Origin of the sequence: Hyphomonas chukchiensis, assembly GCF_000682695.1 — a bacterium.
Taxonomy (GTDB): Bacteria; Pseudomonadota; Alphaproteobacteria; order Caulobacterales; family Hyphomonadaceae; genus Hyphomonas; species Hyphomonas chukchiensis.
The window spans coordinates 165,061-183,966 of sequence record NZ_AWFG01000074.1 but is presented as its reverse complement, the minus strand read 5'-3'; the positions used below and the strand labels follow the sequence as shown (position 1 = coordinate 183,966).

The 18,906-nt window shown below is 57.9% G+C and carries 10 protein-coding genes; 5 read left to right on the top strand and 5 right to left on the bottom strand.

The window, feature by feature from the left end:
- Positions 1–166: 166 nt before the first annotated feature.
- Both HY30_RS17245 and HY30_RS17240 read left to right on the top strand, forming a co-directional pair.
- Positions 167–1,924 carry a CIA30 family protein gene (locus tag HY30_RS17245; RefSeq protein ID WP_034743950.1) on the top strand — a complete coding sequence of 586 codons (1,758 nt, stop codon included), beginning with the start codon at positions 167–169 and terminating at the stop codon, positions 1,922–1,924.
- On the top strand, positions 1,908–3,812 hold the full coding sequence (locus tag HY30_RS17240) for a gamma-glutamyltransferase family protein (RefSeq protein ID WP_051615652.1): 1,905 nt from the start codon (positions 1,908–1,910) through the stop codon (positions 3,810–3,812). The genes HY30_RS17245 and HY30_RS17240 overlap by 17 nt, the downstream gene beginning before the upstream one ends.
- A 55-nt stretch (positions 3,813–3,867) precedes the next feature.
- Here the strand turns inward: HY30_RS17240 and HY30_RS17235 are convergent, their stop codons facing one another.
- Positions 3,868–5,646, bottom strand: coding sequence for a gamma-glutamyltransferase family protein (locus HY30_RS17235; protein ID WP_034743735.1), 1,779 nt, complete (start codon positions 5,644–5,646; stop codon positions 3,868–3,870).
- A 74-nt stretch (positions 5,647–5,720) separates the two neighbouring features.
- Here HY30_RS17235 and HY30_RS20130 point away from each other — a divergent pair, with 74 nt between their 5' ends.
- The 3 genes from HY30_RS20130 to HY30_RS17225 all read left to right on the top strand — a co-directional run bounded on the left by HY30_RS20130 (position 5,721) and on the right by HY30_RS17225 (position 12,281).
- Positions 5,721–5,924: a hypothetical protein gene (locus tag HY30_RS20130; protein WP_155839400.1), complete on the top strand. Its 204-nt coding sequence runs from the start codon at positions 5,721–5,723 to the stop codon at positions 5,922–5,924.
- Positions 5,925–6,139: 215 nt separating this feature from the next.
- The gene (locus HY30_RS17230; RefSeq protein WP_034743730.1) at positions 6,140–9,217 is read left to right on the top strand and encodes a TonB-dependent receptor domain-containing protein; all 3,078 of its coding nucleotides are present in this window, start codon (positions 6,140–6,142) and stop codon (positions 9,215–9,217) included.
- A gap of 100 nt (positions 9,218–9,317) precedes the next feature.
- Entirely contained in the window at positions 9,318–12,281 is a 2,964-nt protein-coding gene (locus tag HY30_RS17225; RefSeq protein WP_155839398.1) for an amidohydrolase family protein, read from the top strand.
- Between the two features lie 74 nt (positions 12,282–12,355).
- On the opposite strand, the gene HY30_RS17220 is transcribed toward HY30_RS17225, so the two are convergent.
- The 4 genes from HY30_RS17220 to HY30_RS17205 all read right to left on the bottom strand — a co-directional run bounded on the left by HY30_RS17220 (position 12,356) and on the right by HY30_RS17205 (position 18,850).
- Positions 12,356–13,849: a tryptophan halogenase family protein gene (locus tag HY30_RS17220; RefSeq protein ID WP_034743724.1), complete on the bottom strand. Its 1,494-nt coding sequence runs from the start codon at positions 13,847–13,849 to the stop codon at positions 12,356–12,358.
- 23 nt (positions 13,850–13,872) lie between these two features.
- Positions 13,873–14,904 (bottom strand): cupin-like domain-containing protein, encoded by a 1,032-nt coding sequence (locus tag HY30_RS17215; protein WP_034743721.1) that lies wholly within the window; start codon positions 14,902–14,904, stop codon positions 13,873–13,875.
- A gap of 27 nt (positions 14,905–14,931) precedes the next feature.
- Positions 14,932–15,663, bottom strand: coding sequence for a SapC family protein (locus HY30_RS17210; protein WP_034743718.1), 732 nt, complete (start codon positions 15,661–15,663; stop codon positions 14,932–14,934).
- Positions 15,664–15,760: 97 nt separating this feature from the next.
- A complete protein-coding gene (locus HY30_RS17205; protein WP_081812344.1) occupies positions 15,761–18,850 on the bottom strand; it encodes a TonB-dependent receptor in 3,090 nt (1,029 codons plus the stop codon).
- Between the last annotated feature and the right edge of the window lie 56 nt (positions 18,851–18,906).

Genomic DNA, 18,906 nt, shown 5'->3' with positions numbered 1-18,906 from the left:
AATGGTGTGCTTTGGAAAGAAGGCGGTCGACACACCACACCAGAACGGCTCCGTTTCGGAAACACGCATGAAGGCAGAAGCCTGCGTGCACGTTGCTTCAGGCTTCGTCAAAAGCTTGAATGCTGTGACCTCGCTTCAACTGGCGCTTCTGTATTGGAACTGGAATATGATCAAACACACAGGACTGGCGCTGTTCACACTGATGGTGTGCACAGAGGCCTCATGGGCAGACCCGCTGGCGATTGTTGGCGCAAAGGTTTTCGATGCGACCGGCAGCGAGCCTTATGTCGCCACGGTTGTCATCGATGATGGCATTATAACGAGCATCGACAAGAAGGCCCGTGTGCCAAAGAAGACAAAGATTATTGATGCGAAAGGCCTGTCTCTTCTGCCAGGATTTTTCGATCTGCATGTCCACTATACGCCTCGCGGCGAGCCGGGCACCACGCCCCAGATTTCTCAAGCCTATATCGCGGCCGGTGTCACATCAGTCTATGATTTCGCAGAAGCGCCCGAGGCCTTTGCACCGCGTCGGGAATGGTTAGCCGAAATCCCCGGGCCGCACGTCAATTTTGCTGCCAGAATGAGCACGACCAATGGTCATGGCGCTGACTGGAGCGACACGAACACAACCAAATGGGTCAATACGCCCTATGCGGCGACGGAAGCGGTCAAGGAACTGCTTCCCTACAAACCGGATGTCATCAAGGTCTTCACAGATGGCTGGCGCTACGGATCGGGCATTGACAACACAAGCATGGATGAGCCGACCCTCACCGCACTCGTGGCCGAAGCCCATGCCAACAATCTCAAAGTCCTCACCCATACAGTCACCGTAGACCGCGCTGCCATAGCAGGTCGGGCCGGCGTCGATGTTCTGGCCCACAGCATGCTTGATACTGATGTCGATCAGGAGACAATCGACATCCTTAAAGCCAGCGGCACGGCCTATGCTGGTACGCTCGCCGTCTACGAGGCCGACAAACCTGGCATGCCGTCCTTTGGTGAGAACACACCTGCCATGGAAAGCCGCCGTGCCCGTTTCGCGACAGGCCTGCGCAACGTGAAGGCGCTTCATGACAATGGCATTCTCATTGCCCTCGGCACCGACGCCGGCATGCCGCTCACGCCACACGGCAAGTCTACGCTTCACGAGATGGAACTGATGGTGAAGGCAGGTCTGACCCCAACCGAAGCCCTGATGGCTGGCACGTCGAACAGCGCCAAGGCAGTGGGCATCATCGGCGATCGCGGCACGATTGAAGTCGGCAAGGCGGCGGATATCGTACTGATCAAAGGCGAGCCCTGGAGCGATATCTCAGAGCTATACAATACCGCCTATACTTTCGTTGGGGGGGAGCTCATGTTCGGCAAAGGTGCGCCGGAGCCACTCACCGAAACCTATATGACGGCGAACAAGATCACCTCACCGCTGATTGCCGATTTTGATGGCAGCGACACGGAACGGACAAATCGCGATACGCTTGTTGTCGGGGATCCCGATGGCGGCAAGGAGCGTAGCTGGCAGGTTTATGAAGTCATTCCTGAAACCGGCAAGGACGGCGTCCTGCACCTGACAGCGTCCCTGTCATTGCGTGAAGAAGCTCGTGCCGGTGTCGTCCTGCCACTCAATCGCGGCGATGTTCAGCCTGCCGATGCCAGTGACTACAAGGGGCTCAAATTCGATATCCGGGGCGACGGCGGCGACTATGTCCTTGCCGCGACAACCACGGAAGGGACTTGGACAAAGTCCCTGATGGCAGGAAAGGAATGGTCGACTGTCGAGGTTCCGTTCGACACCCTGGAGGCTCCCGCAGAGGACGAGACGTGGAGCGGAGACGACATGCTCGATGTCAGGTTCCTCATCAAGCGGCCCGGTGGTCATGATGTCTGGATGGAGGTTGATGATGTCAGCTTCTACTAAGACCGAAACGCGCAAACATGACTCGGCACCTGCGGGTCCTGACCGGCGCCAGTTCCTCTCAGTCGGAACGGTTGGTCTTGCGGCCGGACTGGCGGGGGCGCTTACGGCGCCCGCAGCCTTTGCGCAAAGCGGCCAGAAGGCGCCTGACGCGCCGGAATCCGGCGAAACGAAAGTTGCGGCTTACCGGGTGGAAACGCCGGGCCCGCACGGCGTCGTTAGCGCCGGTCACCCATTGGCCGCGACGGCCGGTCTGCGTATCCTCATGCAGGGCGGTACGGCAGCCGACGCGGCCATTGCCGTCATGGCCACCCTGAATGTGGTCGAACCATGGGCCTCCAGCATCGCCGGCAACGGCTTTGCGACCGTACACGAGCGCGCCACAGGCAAGGTGAAGGCGCTCAAGTTTGGGGGCGCTGCGCCCTTTGCGCTCGATCCTGCGTCGGATCCTTCAAACTATGACTGGGGCGTCAAAGCTGCCACGACGCCGGGCGCCTTCGGCGGCTGGATCGAACTTGCCCGCAAGCATGGCAAGCTCTCGCTGGCGCAGTGCCTTGCCCCTGCCATTGACTATGCTCGCAATGGCCATCCGGTTGACCCGTCCATTGCCCGTATTATTGGCATCATGCAGAAGAAGATCGCGGCGCACCCAACAACCGCAGCGATCTATTTGCCAGGTGGCAAGCCTCCGGAACCGCGTCAGCTTCTGAAGAACGAGCACTTGGCCCAGACCTTCGAGTCTCTGGTCAAAGTGGAGCAGGGGGCATTGGCCTCGGGGGCGGATCGGGACGCGTCACTCCAGGCTGCTCGTGACTATTTCTACAAAGGCCCCATAGCGCGCGAGATTGACCGTTTCTTCAAGCAAGTCGGCGGCTGGCTGCGCTATGAGGACATGGCCGCTTACAAGGCCGAATGGGCAGCGCCGGTATCGACCACCTATCGCGGCTACAATGTCTTTTCCTCCCCGCTCACATCCCGCGGCGGGCTGGAAGTCTGCATGCAGCTCAACCTGATCGAGCGTTTCGACATGGCCGCGCTTGGCCGCCAGACTGCCTCTTCGGTCCATGTCATGGCTGAAGCTATCAAGCTCGCCAAGGCCGACATCTACGCTTATGCCGCCGACCCGGCCTTTGCGAATACACCCGTCAAGGCCATGTTGTCCGGGGGCTATGTCTCCCAGCGTACAGCCATGATCAGCCCAATAAAAGCGCGCTCTGTCTCTGGCCCAACAGACTTCCGGCCCATTGATGCATCGGCACCGCCGCCTCCACCACAGCCCGTACCCTTTGATGGAGACAAGGCGCGCTTCAGCGATACGGCAAGTTTTACCGTGGTGGATCGCACCGGCGATACCGTGGTTGTGACGGTGACGCTCGGCGGTGGCTTCGGTACCGGTGTGGTCGCAGGCAGTACCGGGTTCCTGCTGAACAATGGCATGCGGCTTGGCTCCACATCCCCTTATCCCAACAATGTGAACTTTGTGGCGCCCGGCAAGATACCCATCCTCAACAACTCGCCTACCATCGTTATGAAGGGGCAGAATCTCGTTACTGCCTTTGGCACCCCTGGCGGCGAGACGATCGGGCAAAGCGAGTTCCAGTTCCTCGTCAACGTGCTGGACCATGGTATGGGCGTTCAGGAAGCCATCGAGGCACCCCGGTTCGCCGTGAAGGCCGATCCCAGCTTCTATATGCCGGGCGCATCCTGCGTTCTTCAGATGGAGTCGCGTTATGAGGAAGGTGTCGCCGACAAGCTCCGGTCACTCGGGCACGAGGTCAAGCAGGTCGGGCCACTTGCAATTGGCAGCCTTCAAGGTGCTTGCATGACAGCAGAAGGCATACCGATGGCGGGCGCCGATCCTCGTCGGATGGCCATGGCAGCCGGCTGGTAGCAGGGCAGGGACCAAACGGGCGCGGATCTGGTATTCCGCGCCCGTTCCCTGTCCGTTAAATGGCCAAAGCCAGACCGTCCTTGCGCATTTCGCTGGCCGCCCCATAGGCTTCTTCTGTCTTCATCGTGGCCTGATAGCCACCGAAGCCGGCGTCTGTGCCCCCAACTGTCCATCCCATTGCCGCAAGCTCAGCTTTGGTCGCATCCGGGATACCATTCTCCAGCCTGAGCTCCCCGACTCCCGGCTTGTACACGCCCGTGGGTTCGGACGAGCCGTCGTGCCTCCAGCGTGGGCAATCCCCCGCTGCCTGAAGACCAAGACCATAGTCCACCATATTCGTGATGATCTGGGTTTGGCCTTGCGGCTGCATACCACCACCCATCACGCCAAAGCTGAGCCATGGCGCACCATCCTTCAGCGCGAAGCCCGGGATGATCGTATGGAAGGGACGCTTCCCGGGCGCGTAAATGTTGGGCGAGCCGTCCTGGAGGCTGAAGCCGCTGCCACGGTTCTGGAACGAGAAGCCCAGTCCGTCAGGCATCAGCCCGGAGCCCATGCCCGCAAAGTTGGACTGGATAAGGCTGACCATCATGCCATTGGCGTCGCTGACGCTGAGATAGGTCGTGCCCCCTTTATGTGGTGCATCGCCGGGGAAGGCGCGTTCCATCACTTTGCCCGGATTGATAAGAGCTGCGCGCTGCTGGCCGTATTCATCGGAGAGCAGGTGCTCAATCGGGATTTCTGCAAAGTCCGGATCGGCAAACCACTTGGCGCGATCTTCGAAGGCCAGTCGTTTGGCCTCAGCCTGAAGATGGATCGACTTGGCGGAGACCAGACCCAGTTCCGCCATATCGAAATTCTTCAGGATCGAAAGCATCTGGAGTGTCGTTGGTCCCTGACTGTTGGGCGGCAGCCCATAGACGGAAACGCCGTCGCGATAATCTACATGATTGGGTTCGACCCATTTGGCATGTTGTGCAGCAAGGTCGGCCCGGGTCATCCAGCCGCCAATGCGTTTGAAATAGACCTCGATCGTGTCGGCGATAGGGCCATCATAATAAGCGTCGCGACCGCCTTCGCCGATCATGCGAAGCGTGCGCGCGAGGTCAGGGTTGCGAACAACTTCACCCTCGTTCGGGGTCCGGCCGCGCGTCATGTAGACTTTACGTATATTGTCGATTTCCTCGACATTGGATTCTGGTTTCACAATCCGTGCCATGTCACTGCGCATGCGGGCAGCGATCATCAAGGGTATCGGCATGCCCTGTTCGGCAAGGTCGGCTGCCGGTGCCATAAGGTCTTTCCAGGGAAGAAGCCCGTACCGCTGGTGCAGTGTCCACCATGCATCGACCGCGCCGGGAACCGAGACCGAAAGAGCGCCGAGCGACGGGATGCGTCCCTTGGGAGACTGCTCGCGCACTGTCTCCAGCGAGAGGGCTGCAGGTGAGCGGCCGGAGCCATTCAAGCCGACGACCTTTCCGGCCTTTGGATCCCAAAGCATGCAGAATGCATCGCCGCCAATGCCATTCGCTGTGGGTTCGAGGAACCCAAGGGATGCGTTGGCTGCGATGGCGGCATCAACAGCCGATCCACCTCTCTTGAGAATATCAATCGCCACCAGCGTGGCGCGGGGATGTGATGTTGCCGCAGCGCCCTTGGTGCCCCAGACCGTCGACCGTGAGGCAAATGAAGCCCCGGCCAGGCGATCACCTGCGCGGATATCAGGCCGGTCGACCAGTGGAGTCGCCGATGCGCGCCCCGAGAACAGTGACGATGCGCCGAGCGCGAGCGGCCCGAGTGCAGAGAGTGATGAGAGAAAAGTCCGGCGATGCATTCAGCTGTCTCCATGTATGGGAAGCGCAGGGACCTGATGCCTGCGCATATGAATGACTTGCCGGGTGCGAGACTATGTTCAAGCAGATCAACGCGCGGGAAAGCCGGAATGTGTCTGCCGCCAGAACATTTGTCGGAAATGGACAAATGGGATCAACAATTGTACATGGCGAATATGGGCCGCTGCCTAATGCTGCTGTAGTGACTGCACGTTTGCTTTCGAATGAGCCCACTTTCTGGGCATTTGATATATTTATCCAATCTAATAACAATTTGTAATGTCCGCCGCGTCACGAGTTTGTCACTTGAGAGAAGAGCGTTGAACAACGGTGTTCAGGCGACCTCGGGACTGTACCTTTTTTACGAAAGTGTGTGCGTTGGCGGCGGCTCAGTAGTGGCTGCCGACGACGGCAGAAATGTGCCCGAATTTGTCTGAGGCTAATCTTTGGGATCGCTCGTTTTCATTGCGCAAGGGGCCAATTAAAATGAGTCAAATGAGTAAAAGCGATTTCGGTCGTCGTTGTAGGATTTCGGTCGCCACGTGCGCCCTGTTGACGGGCTTTCTTGCCCATTCGGCATTTGCCCAAGAGGCAGATGATCCGTCTGGGGATAAAGAGGCGAAGCTCAATACCGTTCTCGTGCTTGGGTCGCAAATCCAGGGGGCCAAGGTTTCCGGTGCGCTCCCCGTAACGGTCGTCTCGCCAGACGACATCGAGGCGACTGGGGCCGTGTCCGCGGAAGATCTCTTCCGTACCGTGCCGTCTGCCGGTGATATCACTTTCAACGGAACGTATCTCGGGGGCGGCAACTCCAACGCTGCAAGGGGCGACATATCCACGGTCAGTCTGCGGGGACTGGCACAGGGTAACACGCTCGTCCTGATCAACGGCCGGCGTTCAGTGGTGCACCCCACCTCACAAACCGACAACCAGACTCCGGTTTTTGGATATAACGTCAACGCCATTCCGGTTCAGGGCCTGGCGAGAGTTGAAGTCCTGAAAGACGGTGCTGCCGCTATTTACGGTTCGGACGCCGTTGCTGGTGTTGTGAACAACGTCATGCGGTCCGACTTTGTCGGCCTCGACATGAACCTGCAATACGGTGTTGCCGAAGGCACAAATCTTGATGAACTGACCGGTGACGTTCTCTACGGAACGGATTTTGACAACGGTAAGGGCAATATCTCTGTCTATCTCGGTGGCACGACGCGGTCATCGCTCCTGCGGTCCGATCAGGAGTACACCAGCCTCTCCGATATGCGGCCTTTGACAGATGATACAAACTGGGCCGGTGTGGCCTGGGACAACCGCTCAACATCCAGCCCGTGGGGTTATTTTGCTCCCGTCGACACATCCATTGGGGCAATATCAGCAGACGGATCGACATTTACCGATGCGGCAGGCGCCTTTCACATTCAGGCGCCGCAGTTCGGCGCAGGCTGTCTGGTTCCTGGTAGCGAGACCTGCTACGGCCCGGGTAGTACATCGTCAGCAACCTATCGCGACATGCGCTATGATGAACTGGCGACCTTCGATACCCTCACAATGCTGCCAGCCGTTGACCGCATCAACTTTTTCAGCTTCGCGAACTATGACGTCTCCGACAGCCTGAATATCTATGGTGAACTCGGTATATATACCGCCGAAACCGATGCGGTTATCGGCGCGCCAGCCAGCCTCGGATCGGGTCCGATTTATATCGCCGCGGACGCATATTATAACCCGCTGGGTCCGGTCGGTTCTGCAAATCGTATCGACGGCCTGAGTGCAAATGTCCCAGCTGAAGGTGTGCCACTTCGCATAGCTTCCTATCGCCTAACGGATGTCGGCACGCGTGACGTGAACGTGAAAAACGACCAGTATCGCTTCCTTGTCGGTGCCAAGGGCGATGCCTTTGGGTGGAACTGGGATTCGGCGCTTCTTTATAACGAAGCGAAGGTAAAGGATTCCGCAGACGGCGTTGACTCCCGTCTGTTCCAGGAGGCCTTGAACCGTACGGATGCCTCTGCCTACAATCCGTTCTGTGGCGGTGATCCCCTGAACCCAAGCCTGCCTGGTGCGTCCTGCAATTCGCAGGAGACAATTGACAGCTTCATGATCACTCAGGTTCGCGAAAACAAGACGACCCTGTCTCTCGCAGACTTCAAGGTATCCAAACCTGACCTCCTTTCCATATGGGCTGGTGATATCGGCATCGCGGGCGGCCTCGAGTTCCGTCGTGAGACCTATCATGATGATCGCGATCCACACCAGGATGGTTCGCTTCCTTACTATGATCAGATCACCGGGGACCTGGTGTCCGACTCCAGTCTGATGGGCCATAGCCCGTCGCCTGATGTTAAGGGCAGCCGCAATGTCTCTTCAGCTTATCTCGAACTGGCTGTGCCTTTGATCTCGGAAGAGATGAAGATCCCTCTGGCGAAATCCATCGAGCTTCAGCTTGCAGCCCGTTACGAAGACTATTCGGATGTCGGCTCCGTATCGAAACCAAAGGTCGCGGCTTCCTGGGACGTCATTGACGGCCTGCGGTTCCGGGGCTCCTGGTCGGAAGGCTTCAAAGCGCCGAACCTTGAAGTGGTCAACACGCCGCTTCTGGAACGCGTGAACGGCTATCCTGACTACATCCAGTGTGAAGCTGCTGATCGTCAGGGCCGGATCTCAGACTACTCCAACTGCTCCACGCTGTCCGTTACGGTGGCCAGCCTTCGATCGGGTAACTCCGAGCTGGAGCCTGAAGAGTCTGAAAGCTCGTCCTATGGCGTGGTCTTCGAACCGCAGTTCCTGCCGGAAGCCTTCGGTCACCTGACTTTCACGACTGACGTCTGGAGCATTGAGCAGAAGAACCCTATCGGCCTTCTGAACGACTCTGTGGCACTTACGTATGACTACCTGTTGCGCCTGCAGGGCAGTTCAAACCCGAACGTGATCCGCATGGATCCAACACCGCAGCAAGTGGCCGAATTTGCGGGCACGGGCCTTGAGCCAGTCGGCGACGTCCTGAACGTCATCGCGAAGTTCACAAACCAGTCCCCGCTCAAGGTGCAGGGCATCGACTATGGTGCATTCTGGGATGTGAAAGTTGGCCCGGGCGAGCTGTCGCTGAACGTCAACGCAACCTACCTCGACACCTACTATCAGAGCCCGACGGAAGAAGCTGCGGCGATTCAGGCCGCTCTCGATGACGGTACGCTGAATTCGTATGTGACTGTGACCGGTGGCGGCAGCCTCATCAAGGAAGGTGGCCGTCCGGAATGGAAGTATTCCATGTCTGCATCCTATGAGTGGGCCAACTGGAAAGTCGGGGCGTTCTCGCAGTACACCGGTGACGTCTACAGCACGAGCGTCTCCAGCACGGACTACGGCCCATGGCCCATCGAGGACCAGACGACCTGGAATTTCTACGGCCAGTACACCGTCGAGAATGACGGCTTTACGAACGGAACAGCCATCCGGGTCGGCGTGCGGAACGCCTTCAACGAGGATCCGCCACTGGCCGACACCTATGGCTACCTCTCATCGCTGTACCAGCCGCTTCCACGCTACTGGTATGTGAACGTCAAGAAATCCTTCTAGAGGATTTGCCCAATGCCCGCCGGCACTCTTGTCGGCGGGCATTTTTTCTTTAGTCACATTAGTGACGCCGCATCATTTTTTATAATCCGGAGGTCCTGCCTTGGCCCATACTCGCTCTCTCAGAGCATCGCTGCTTTCCGCCATCTCAGCTATTGCTCTAGCGGGATGCGCGACGACGACTCAATCGCCTGCGCAGCTGGACACCTCGCCAAAGTCCGACGAGCCGGTTGTCACCAATGCCCCTGAGGCGCGCGTCATCATTGACGTGACGATGACCGAAGGCACCAACATGGCCGCTGCCCTGTCACCTGACGGCAAGACGATCATCCTGGCGCTTCAAGGTGTTCTCTGGTCCATACCGGCCGAAGGCGGTGACGCCACAGCGCTCACCTCGCCTGCGCTCGATGCGCAGGAGCCAGTCTGGTCACCTGACGGTTCCGAGATCGCCTTTTACGCATTCCCCGACAACACATTCTCGATCTGGACCGTGAAGCCTGACGGATCGGACCTGACGCAGCTCTCCGATATTGCCAGCGACGCGCGCTATCCGTCCTACACGCCCGATGGGGCCTCCATCCTCTATTCCAGCGATCAGGACGATGGCTATCAGGTCTGGTCGATCGATCGCGCAAGTGGCGCCACAAAGGAGCTCACCTCCGCTGACGAGACCGGCTATGAAACCCCGCTGACACCCTATTTCCGCGGCGCCGGCAATGCTGTCTATCCGATCCTTTCTCCGGATGGCTCGCACATCGTCATGGTCATCGATGGCGAGCGCGACGCACTCGTCATTCGCGATACGGCTGGTAAGGACGCGCCAAAGGTCCTGTTCGCCGCCAACACGCTCGGTGCGCCTGTCTGGGCGCCGTCCGGTGACACCCTCTATGTCGCTGGCATCATCGGCGACAATGGCCTTCTGGTCAGCGTGCCGGTTGATGGCAGCCCGGTGACGCGCCTCGTCGATGGCTCAGATGTCTTTCCGTTCCGCCCCAGTATCACTCCAGCTGGCGATGTGATGTACACCGCTGATGGCGGCGTCCACACGATCTCCGTCGATGGCGCGACCACCACATCCATTCCGTTCGCAGCGCACGTTGCACTCGACCGCACGCCATACAAGCGTCGGATCTACGACCTCACGTCCGAAGCACCGCAACCGGCGCTCGGCGTGATCGACCCGATCCTCTCGCCAGACGGCACCAAGGCCGCCTTCGCGGCGCTTGGCGATATCTGGATAGCGGACCTCGCTACAGGCGAAACCACGCAACTGACCGATGACGCGTTTGTCGATCTGTCCCCCAGCTGGTCGCCAGATGGCAGCAAGCTGGCTTTCTCGACCGATCGTGGTGGCAAGACGGATATCTGGCTGATGGACCTCGCCAGCGGCGTGCTCACCCAGCTCACCGATGATCCCAAGCCAGCGAACTCTGCCATCTGGTCACCTGACGGCACACGTATCGCTTATCTCGCTGATGCCCTCACAACCGTCTTCCTCGGCAGCACGGTCAATGTCATCGATGTCGCGACAGGTGAGGAGACCGTACTGTCCGATCCGATCTTCGGACCGAGCGCGCCGGCATGGTCGGCCGACGGCAAGTCCATAATCGTGGTCGCGCGCCGACCGGTCACGAACCGGTTCCGCGAGGGATACAATGCCTTCTACATGATGCCGTCATCGGGCGAGGGCGAGAAGTCCTGGATCCTTCCGGTCGGCGAGGTCAAATCGCTCGGTCGTCGCCAGTGGAACAGGCCAGCCTGGAGCAGCGACGGCACGGTCGTCTACCGGGTCGATGGTGCACTCTACATGATGCCCATGACGTCCGAGGGCGTCTTCGGTCAAGCCGTGGAGATTGCCAAGGCGGGCGAAAACCCGACATGGTCGGCCGACGCCAGCAAGCTGATCTACATCGATGGCAAGGACATCATGCTGTATGACCGCGCCAGCGGCGAGACACGCACGCTGGACATCAAGCCCAAATGGGTGCGCGACATGCCGGACGAAAGCCTCACCATTCGTGCTGGCCACATGTTTGACGGCCTCGGCGACGCCTATGTCGAGAATGTCGATATCGTTGTTGAGAAGGGTGTGATCACTGCTGTCCATCCGGCCGGGGAGGGGCCCGTCGAAGGCACCCTGATCGATGCGTCCGACAAATATGTCATCCCCGGTCTCATCGAGAGCCATACCCACCAGTCCACGAGCCAGGGCGTCCCGCTCGGCGACATCTGGTTCAGTCACGGCATCACCACCGTTCGTGAAACGGGCGACGATCCCTATCATGCGGTGGAGCGTCGCGAGGCCTCTGACGCGGGCAAGCGTCCTGCGCCTCGCGTGTTCACCGCAGGTCCGCTGAACGAAGGCGCGCGCGTCTCCTACGGCGTCTCGGAAACGGTTGGAACGGTTGAGCGCGCGGAAGACTCCATGCGCCTGTCGACCGAACTCAAGCTTAATATGTACAAGAGCTATGTTCGCCAGAACTACACCGTTCAGAACCGCACGATCGAACTGGCGCATGAAAGCGGCATCCCGGTTTCGTCGCACGAGCTTTATCCGGCGGTCGCCAACGGCATCGACCAGATGGAGCATTTCGGCGCGACCAGTCGTCGTGGCTATTCGCTCAAGATTTCCGCGCTCAGCAACACCTATCAGGACGTCATCGCCCTCATCTCGGAATCAGGCCTTGTCGTCACGCCAACACTCGCCCTGATGACGCGCTATGGCACGACCAATACCGACAAGATGGAAGCGACGCTGAAGCGTATTGTCGACAATGGCGGCCGTATCGTCGCCGGCACGGACTCGCCCTTCATCCCTTATGGCGCCTCCCTCCACAAGGAGCTGGAGATCTATGCCGAAGCCGGACTCACGCCAGCAAAGGTCATACGAACGGCAACGAGTGAGGCTGCGGTTGCCATTGGCGTCGGGGATTTCATCGGCTCCATCGAGCCGGGCCATCTCGCTGACATTGCAATCCTCGATGCCGATCCGCTCGCGAACATCTCCAACGTGTCCACGGTCGACACCGTGATCAAGAACGGCGAAGTCGTCTGGTCGGAACACTAGACGCGCGAGCATATGATGTCGCAACTGGGGCGGGCCATGCGCCTGCTTCAGTTGCCATCGCACCACCCACAATTTCAGGACAACTCAGGCTCACGCATATACTGGTCGAGGAAATCCTGATGAACCGGCAATCGGGCAACTGCATTGGCAATGTTCGTACGCAGGCCATTGAGCGCCATTTTGATTTGGTCTTCTGACATCAGACGACCGAGGTGGTGGCGTCCCTGTGGGTGCAGTCGCTGCCCCATCATCACCTGCAGCCAGGAATCCACCTGGAAGAGTTCGGCTTTTTCCTGGTAGGCCAGTCCGGTATCGCGGAAGAGGTCAATCCGGTTGCGCAAGGTGTCCGGTATGTTCATGGCGCCCATCATTTTCCAGAAGTCACTGTCCGTGCGCTCGGTCAGCTTATAGTGCAGAACGATGAAGTCGCGTATTCGTTCTAGCTCCACTCGTGCCATGTCATTGAACCGCGTCGCCAGCGCGTCGCTGAATCCATTGAACGGGAACATCTGGACCAGCCGCGAGGCATAAATCTGGATCAGATGAATCGAGGTCGACTCAAGTGGCTCGACAAAGCCACTCGAAAGCCCGATCGATATGCAATTCTTGACCCAGACTTTCTCGCGGCGGCCGGTTCGATACCGGATGATACGGGGATCCGTGAGCGGTTCGCCATCAATCTCTGCCAGCAGGCGTGAGCGGGCCTCATCATCCGACAGATGGGCGCTGGAATACACGAGACCATTTCCGACACGGTGTTGAAGCGGGATTTTCCAACGCCAGCCAGCATCATGTGCGATGGCGCGGGTATAGGGCAGGGCTGGTCCCGTCGCCTTGGTTTGCACGGCGATCGCGCGATCTGTCGGCAGCCAGTGAGACCAGTCCGTAAATCCGGTGTTCAAGGTTTTATCTATCAGAAGCGCCCGGAAGCCCGTGCAGTCGATAAACAAGTCGCCTTCAATACGTTCGCCAGATTTGAGCACGAGCACTGTAATGAAACCTGTTTCCGGGTTCTGCTCGACGGCTTCAATCAGGCCCTCGACGCGGCGAGCGCCAAAGGATTCCGCAAATTGGCGCAGAAACCCCGCATAGAGGCTCGCATCGAGATGATAGGCATAATTGATCTGCGATGTGTCGGAGGTCGCGAACTTGTTGGCCTCTGCGGCTTTAAGTTCGAAACAATAATCTCCAAGTTCGCTCGCCAGGCCCATCTCCCGGGCCTGCATCCAGATGTGATGAAAGTCCGCCATCCATGTCGACTTCCCGACGACGCCGAACGAGTGGATATAGCGGTCACCAATCTGGCCCCAGTTCTCGAATGCGATGCCGAGCTTGAACGTCGCTTTTGTGGCGCGCATGAAGGCTCGCTCGTCCACGCCAAGAAGATGGTGAAATATGCGGTGTGTCGGAATGGTTGCTTCACCCACGCCAACCGTCCCGATCTCGTCTGACTCTACAAGCGTAATGTCGATGAGGGGGCCAAGCTGACGTGATAGGGCGGCTGCCACGATCCAGCCTGCTGTGCCGCCACCTGCAATAACCACTTTCTTTACAGTCTGTCCGTCCACGTATGTCTCCCTGTCAGATCTGGTCAACGGTTCAGACGTTGAAGCAATTTCGCCCGCAGCCGGCGCGCACGAGGCTCATCCATCGGTGCCAGGTCACCTTTGGCATGTTCTGGCAGATGGGCTCCCGGAATTTCAGCGGGTCCGAATACGTAATAATCAAAGAGCGCCTTCCACGCGCGCTTCTCCTGTTCAGGGCGATCGCGCAAACTGAGCAGGCCGTGAAGAAGGGTATTCTGGGGAGTGTCGATATATCCCGGCGATGTATTCCACCAGTAATTCACCAGCGTATTGAAGTCGCTCAGCGCCTCGACATGATGCCACCAGAGGGCAGGGTAGAAAAGCGCGTCACCCGGCTCAAGTTCAGCCACCTCTGCGGCCTCCAGGGCCTCTTTAAATCGCGGGTGTTGCTCAAAATCGGGGTTCTGGAAATCAACCATGCTGACGACCTGTCCACCAGGCGTGGGCTCCAATGGTCCTGGATAGAGATTGGCGATCTGTTCCGGCGGAAAAAGCGTGAACCGTCTCGTGCCCACGATGCAGCAGGCGATATTATTGGACATGTCATAGTGCGCCGTGGCGGTCGTGCGATTACCGATCCAGAGACTCACGATGGGTGAGTTGTGTTCGAACATGGGGTGATTCAGGATCAGATTATTATCGTCACGAAAGCCGGGAAAATACAAATCAGCATCCGTTGATCCGATATAATACGAGGGGGAATCAGGCCGCCCCAATTCATTTCGCATAAGATCAAGGAAGTCACCCAGCGGAACGCGTTGGCGCTGGAAGTTCAATCCGGAGATATCGTCATTATAGAAATACCGCCCGTTCAGGTGCGGAGCGCACGTATATCCGACAACCGGCCGACCTTGATAGAACCCTGAAATATAGTCCATGGCTGCTTCAGGTGATTCAATGCCCTTGATGGTCAGCGGCCAGTCTCTGGCAACACCTTTCAGTATTGTAGGCTGCTCTTCACGCATGAGCCTTTCATATGGAATGGCATCCACTGAGATGCCTTCCAGGACGCGTGTCTTTCGCTCTATATCGACCATGATAAGCTACTGTATTTCCGCGAAAGACTAGGCATTCTCTGCGCGCTTTGCATTCTTGAGTGCGATCAGCCTGCGGACATTGGGAAGGGATGCGAGAACCAGGTAAGCGGCGCGGAGAAAGCCGGATTTATGGAGGCTCTCCAGGACCTGCCCGTCGAGCGCGGCGAGCTTCTGTTCATTTATGGAATACATATCAGGCACCTGATAGACTGTGTGCTCGTCTATCCGGATTTCAAGGGATGCAGGCTCAATGAGGTCTGCAGCCTCGAATGCCGCAAACATGGGCCGCGCAACTTCTGCCCCTTTGTTGATGATCCTGAGCACATGGCTCACATGCTGCAGATAGGGTGAATTGCCGCCATGTCTAAGGAAGAGCGGGTGGCCCTCGGATCGGTTCACGCGGCTGTCCTCGAGATCAACGAAGATCACGGGCTCCTGTCGGGTTTCGCCGTCGATGACCTGGTTCTGCCGACCAATTACGAAGGGGCCGCGCTGGTGAATGGCGGGAATGTAGCGCCCCTGCCAGCCTTCATTCGTCAGGAACAGGTTTTCACCCTTGTCCAGGCCGAGTAATGCGACTGCACCGTATTGGCCATTCTCATCCTTGCGGAACAATATCGGATAGTCCCGCTGGGCTTCGGCAAACTCAGTCGGGAAGATGGTCGTCAGGTTAATGCTGTCGCCATATTCCGGGCCGTGACCTGCGATCACCTTCAGGTCGTGGTGCTCTACATTGTTGAGCAAAGCCATATTGGTCATGCTGCGCCTCTTGGTGGGTGGTCCGGTCGGGCAAAAAAGGCCGCTGCGAAGAGCGGCCTTTTTCAATTTATCCCCAACAGTCTCTGTCTGTCGACCGCTAGAACTTGTAGCGGGCGCCCAGCAGGTAACGTGGAGACAGTTCATAGGAGTAGTAGAACTGCTCCGGAACGCGGTGGTAAACCCGCTGGTCTTCGCCGGTAATATTGATTGCCTCGAAGGATACAGCGACATGTTCGTTGATGTCATAGCTGACATTCAGGTCGAACTGGCCGAAGTCTTCCACATAAATACCGCTCCGGTCTCCGCCCTGGTTCGTGGCCTGGAGGAAGGTGTCCCGCCAGTTATAGGCCAGACGTGCGGACAATCCGTACTTCTCATAGATAGCCGTGAAGTTGGCAGAGTCCGAGAGACCAACCAGCGCGAACTGGTTCTCGTATGGAGAGGCAGTCGGATCAAGCTCCACGTCGCCATTGACCATCGTGTAGTTGGCCGCGAAGCCAAAGCCGGTCTCACCAAAGAAGTGCTGCCAGGCAAACTCGATGCCGTCGATATTGCCTTCCTTGTTGTTGATCGGCTGAGACACCGCAAAAGTGAGGAGCGGGTCATTGGCATCTGCGGTCACATCATACTGGCCGAGGATGGAGTCCACATAGGCCTGTGGAAGCGCACCGCCAACCAGGTTAGACTGGAACTCTGCCTGAGCAGCAGCCACGTCACCACCATTTGCGTCGATCAGGGCAACCATTGTGAACAGGTTGGCCTCGGATTGGTCAACACCAAGTGCGCTGATCACATCCAGAGCATCACCCGAACGTGTTCCCGCCTGGCCAGATGCAGGATCGCGAAGACCGAACAGGTTGCGCTCAACAACACCGTTACCGATGAAGTTCTTCACGCGCTTGTCGAAATAGCCAATCGATACATAGCTCGTGTCACCATAGTACCACTCAAGCGACACATCGAAGTTGTCGGACTCCAGTGGCAGGAGAGCCGGGTTCTGTGAGTCGCCTGTCACCTGGCCACCAAGGGCCGACGGACGGTTTGGTGCGTTCGCGGTGGTTGAGGCGAACAGGTTACTGTAAGCTACGCGACCGATCGTTTTCGAATAGGACGCACGCGCAACGATATCGTCCGTGACATCAAGCTGGAAGTCGACGTTGGGCAGAATGTGGTCATAGCTGCCCTCACCGGAGAGGTCCTGCTTGGTGCCGGATTGTTGCACGAGGAAGTCATTATCAGACTGCCACAAAATTCCCGAAGGAATTGACTGCAGTGTTGTCGACTTCACTTTCGTGTCTTCGTAGCGGATGCCGGCACTGACACGTGCAGGGCGATTGAGCAGTTCGGCTTCCATATCAAACTGGGCGAAAAGGGAAGTGATTTCTTCCGTCACCTGGTCCGCAGTTTCCGAGATATTCGGAGCATTGCCAGGATAGGCTGCGGAAAGGGCTGTAAAGAGATCCGTTGCACTTCCTTTGAAGGCTGTATCCGCCTTGCCGACAGGAAGGTCATCAAAGAGACATCCCAGGCAATAGGCTTCCATTATGCCCGGTGCAAACTGTTCCACATCGCGCGGATTGCTGAAGCCCCAGCTTCCGAGATCCTGTTGAGTTGTGCGAGTGGTGCGGTTCATTTCCGTATCGCGATAGTTCCCGCCGATGGTCAGGCTGCTGGAATCAAAGTCCCAGACAACGCGCATGTCGATTTCATCAACTTCGTGCTTCATGTTCGAGGCCGCCGAGCGGGCGACCTGCGAGGCAAGGTCGCCTACATCCAGAATGCCATTGTTGTTGCCAGCTGCACTGTCGTCGATCGTGTACGATTGGATTGGATAACCGCCCGTGAAGTCGACAGAGTGCTGCAGGATAACAGGCGCACCGATTGCCACGAAGGTCGCCGAATGACCGAGCGGGTTATCGCCGCCTGAAGTCGCTTCTGAACTGTGTGCGTCGAGTATGAAACGAGCGCGGTCGCTGAATTCCCATTCCGCATTGAAGCCAAACGATTTCAATTCGTCCTTCGTTGCGCGATTGGTTTGTTCGAAACCAATGTCCTTCGTGCCGTTATTGTTTTCCTGGAGGAAAACGGCCGTTGCCACGGGGCCATCATTGTCAAAGGTGATTTGGTCGAATGGTGTTGCAAACCAGTTAGTTTGCTCAAATCGGTCTTCTTCCGACTTGTTCTGGGCGTAAGTGACGTCGCCTGTCAGGGTCAGGTTATCCATCGGGCGGAATTGAAGGACCAATTGACCATTGATCCGCTCGCGGGAGATATCCGAGAAATCATAGCGGCTGTCCTGTGGGATGGCGTAGAGCTGGCCATCTTTGGGCGCGTTGGTGACGACAGTAGACCCGTCCCCCCGCACATAGCTGCTGTCTCCGAACTCTCCGTCTACAATTGGGTCGAACACGAGCCAGTCATTGACCTGCTGTGTTGGAGCGCCGGAATCGCGTTTTGAATAGGAGCCAAAAATGCCCGCGCCAAAGCGCTCGCTATTGTCGGTCCAGCTCGCGAGACCCGTCAATTCGGGCGTATAGTCATCACCGCCTTCGTTGCTTGTATCATTCATCACCTTGGCACCGGCCGATGCCTGGAAGCCTGGTGTATCAAGTGGACGACGTGTCCGGATATTGATCGTCGCACCGATGCCACCCGATGGAAGGATAGCCTGGCCGGTCTTGTAGACTTCCAGAGCGCTCACGCCTTCAGAGGCCAGGTTGGAGAAGTCGAATGAACGGTCGCCGCCGGCTCCGTAGTTGCCGCGCTCGCCGATCACGCCGATGTCTGCCGTGGGCAGCGTGCGGCCATTCAGGGTTACCAGGTTGAAGTCCGGACCGAAGCCACGAACCGTGATCTTGGAGCCCTCACCGTTCGACCGGTCGATCGATACGCCAGTGATACGCTGAAGGGATTCAGCAAGGTTGGTATCCGGGAATTTGCCGATGTCTTCGGCCGAAATGGCGTCGAGAACGCCGTTTGATTCGCGCTTGAGATCCATGGCGCGCTCGAGCGATCCACGGATGCCCTGCACCACCACGACTTCCTGGCGGGACTCTTCGTCAGCTGCTTCCTGCGCCGATGCCGGCATGGCGCTGATGAGCGACACAGCGGAAACGCCGCAGAGCAGGGCGGTCCACTTGGGGGTGCGCTTATCACGCACCACGACTTGTTCCTTGGTAAAGGTCATAGACTTCCTCCCTCTGAGCGTCGACGTCATCCCACGATGCGCCGAACTAGTTTTCA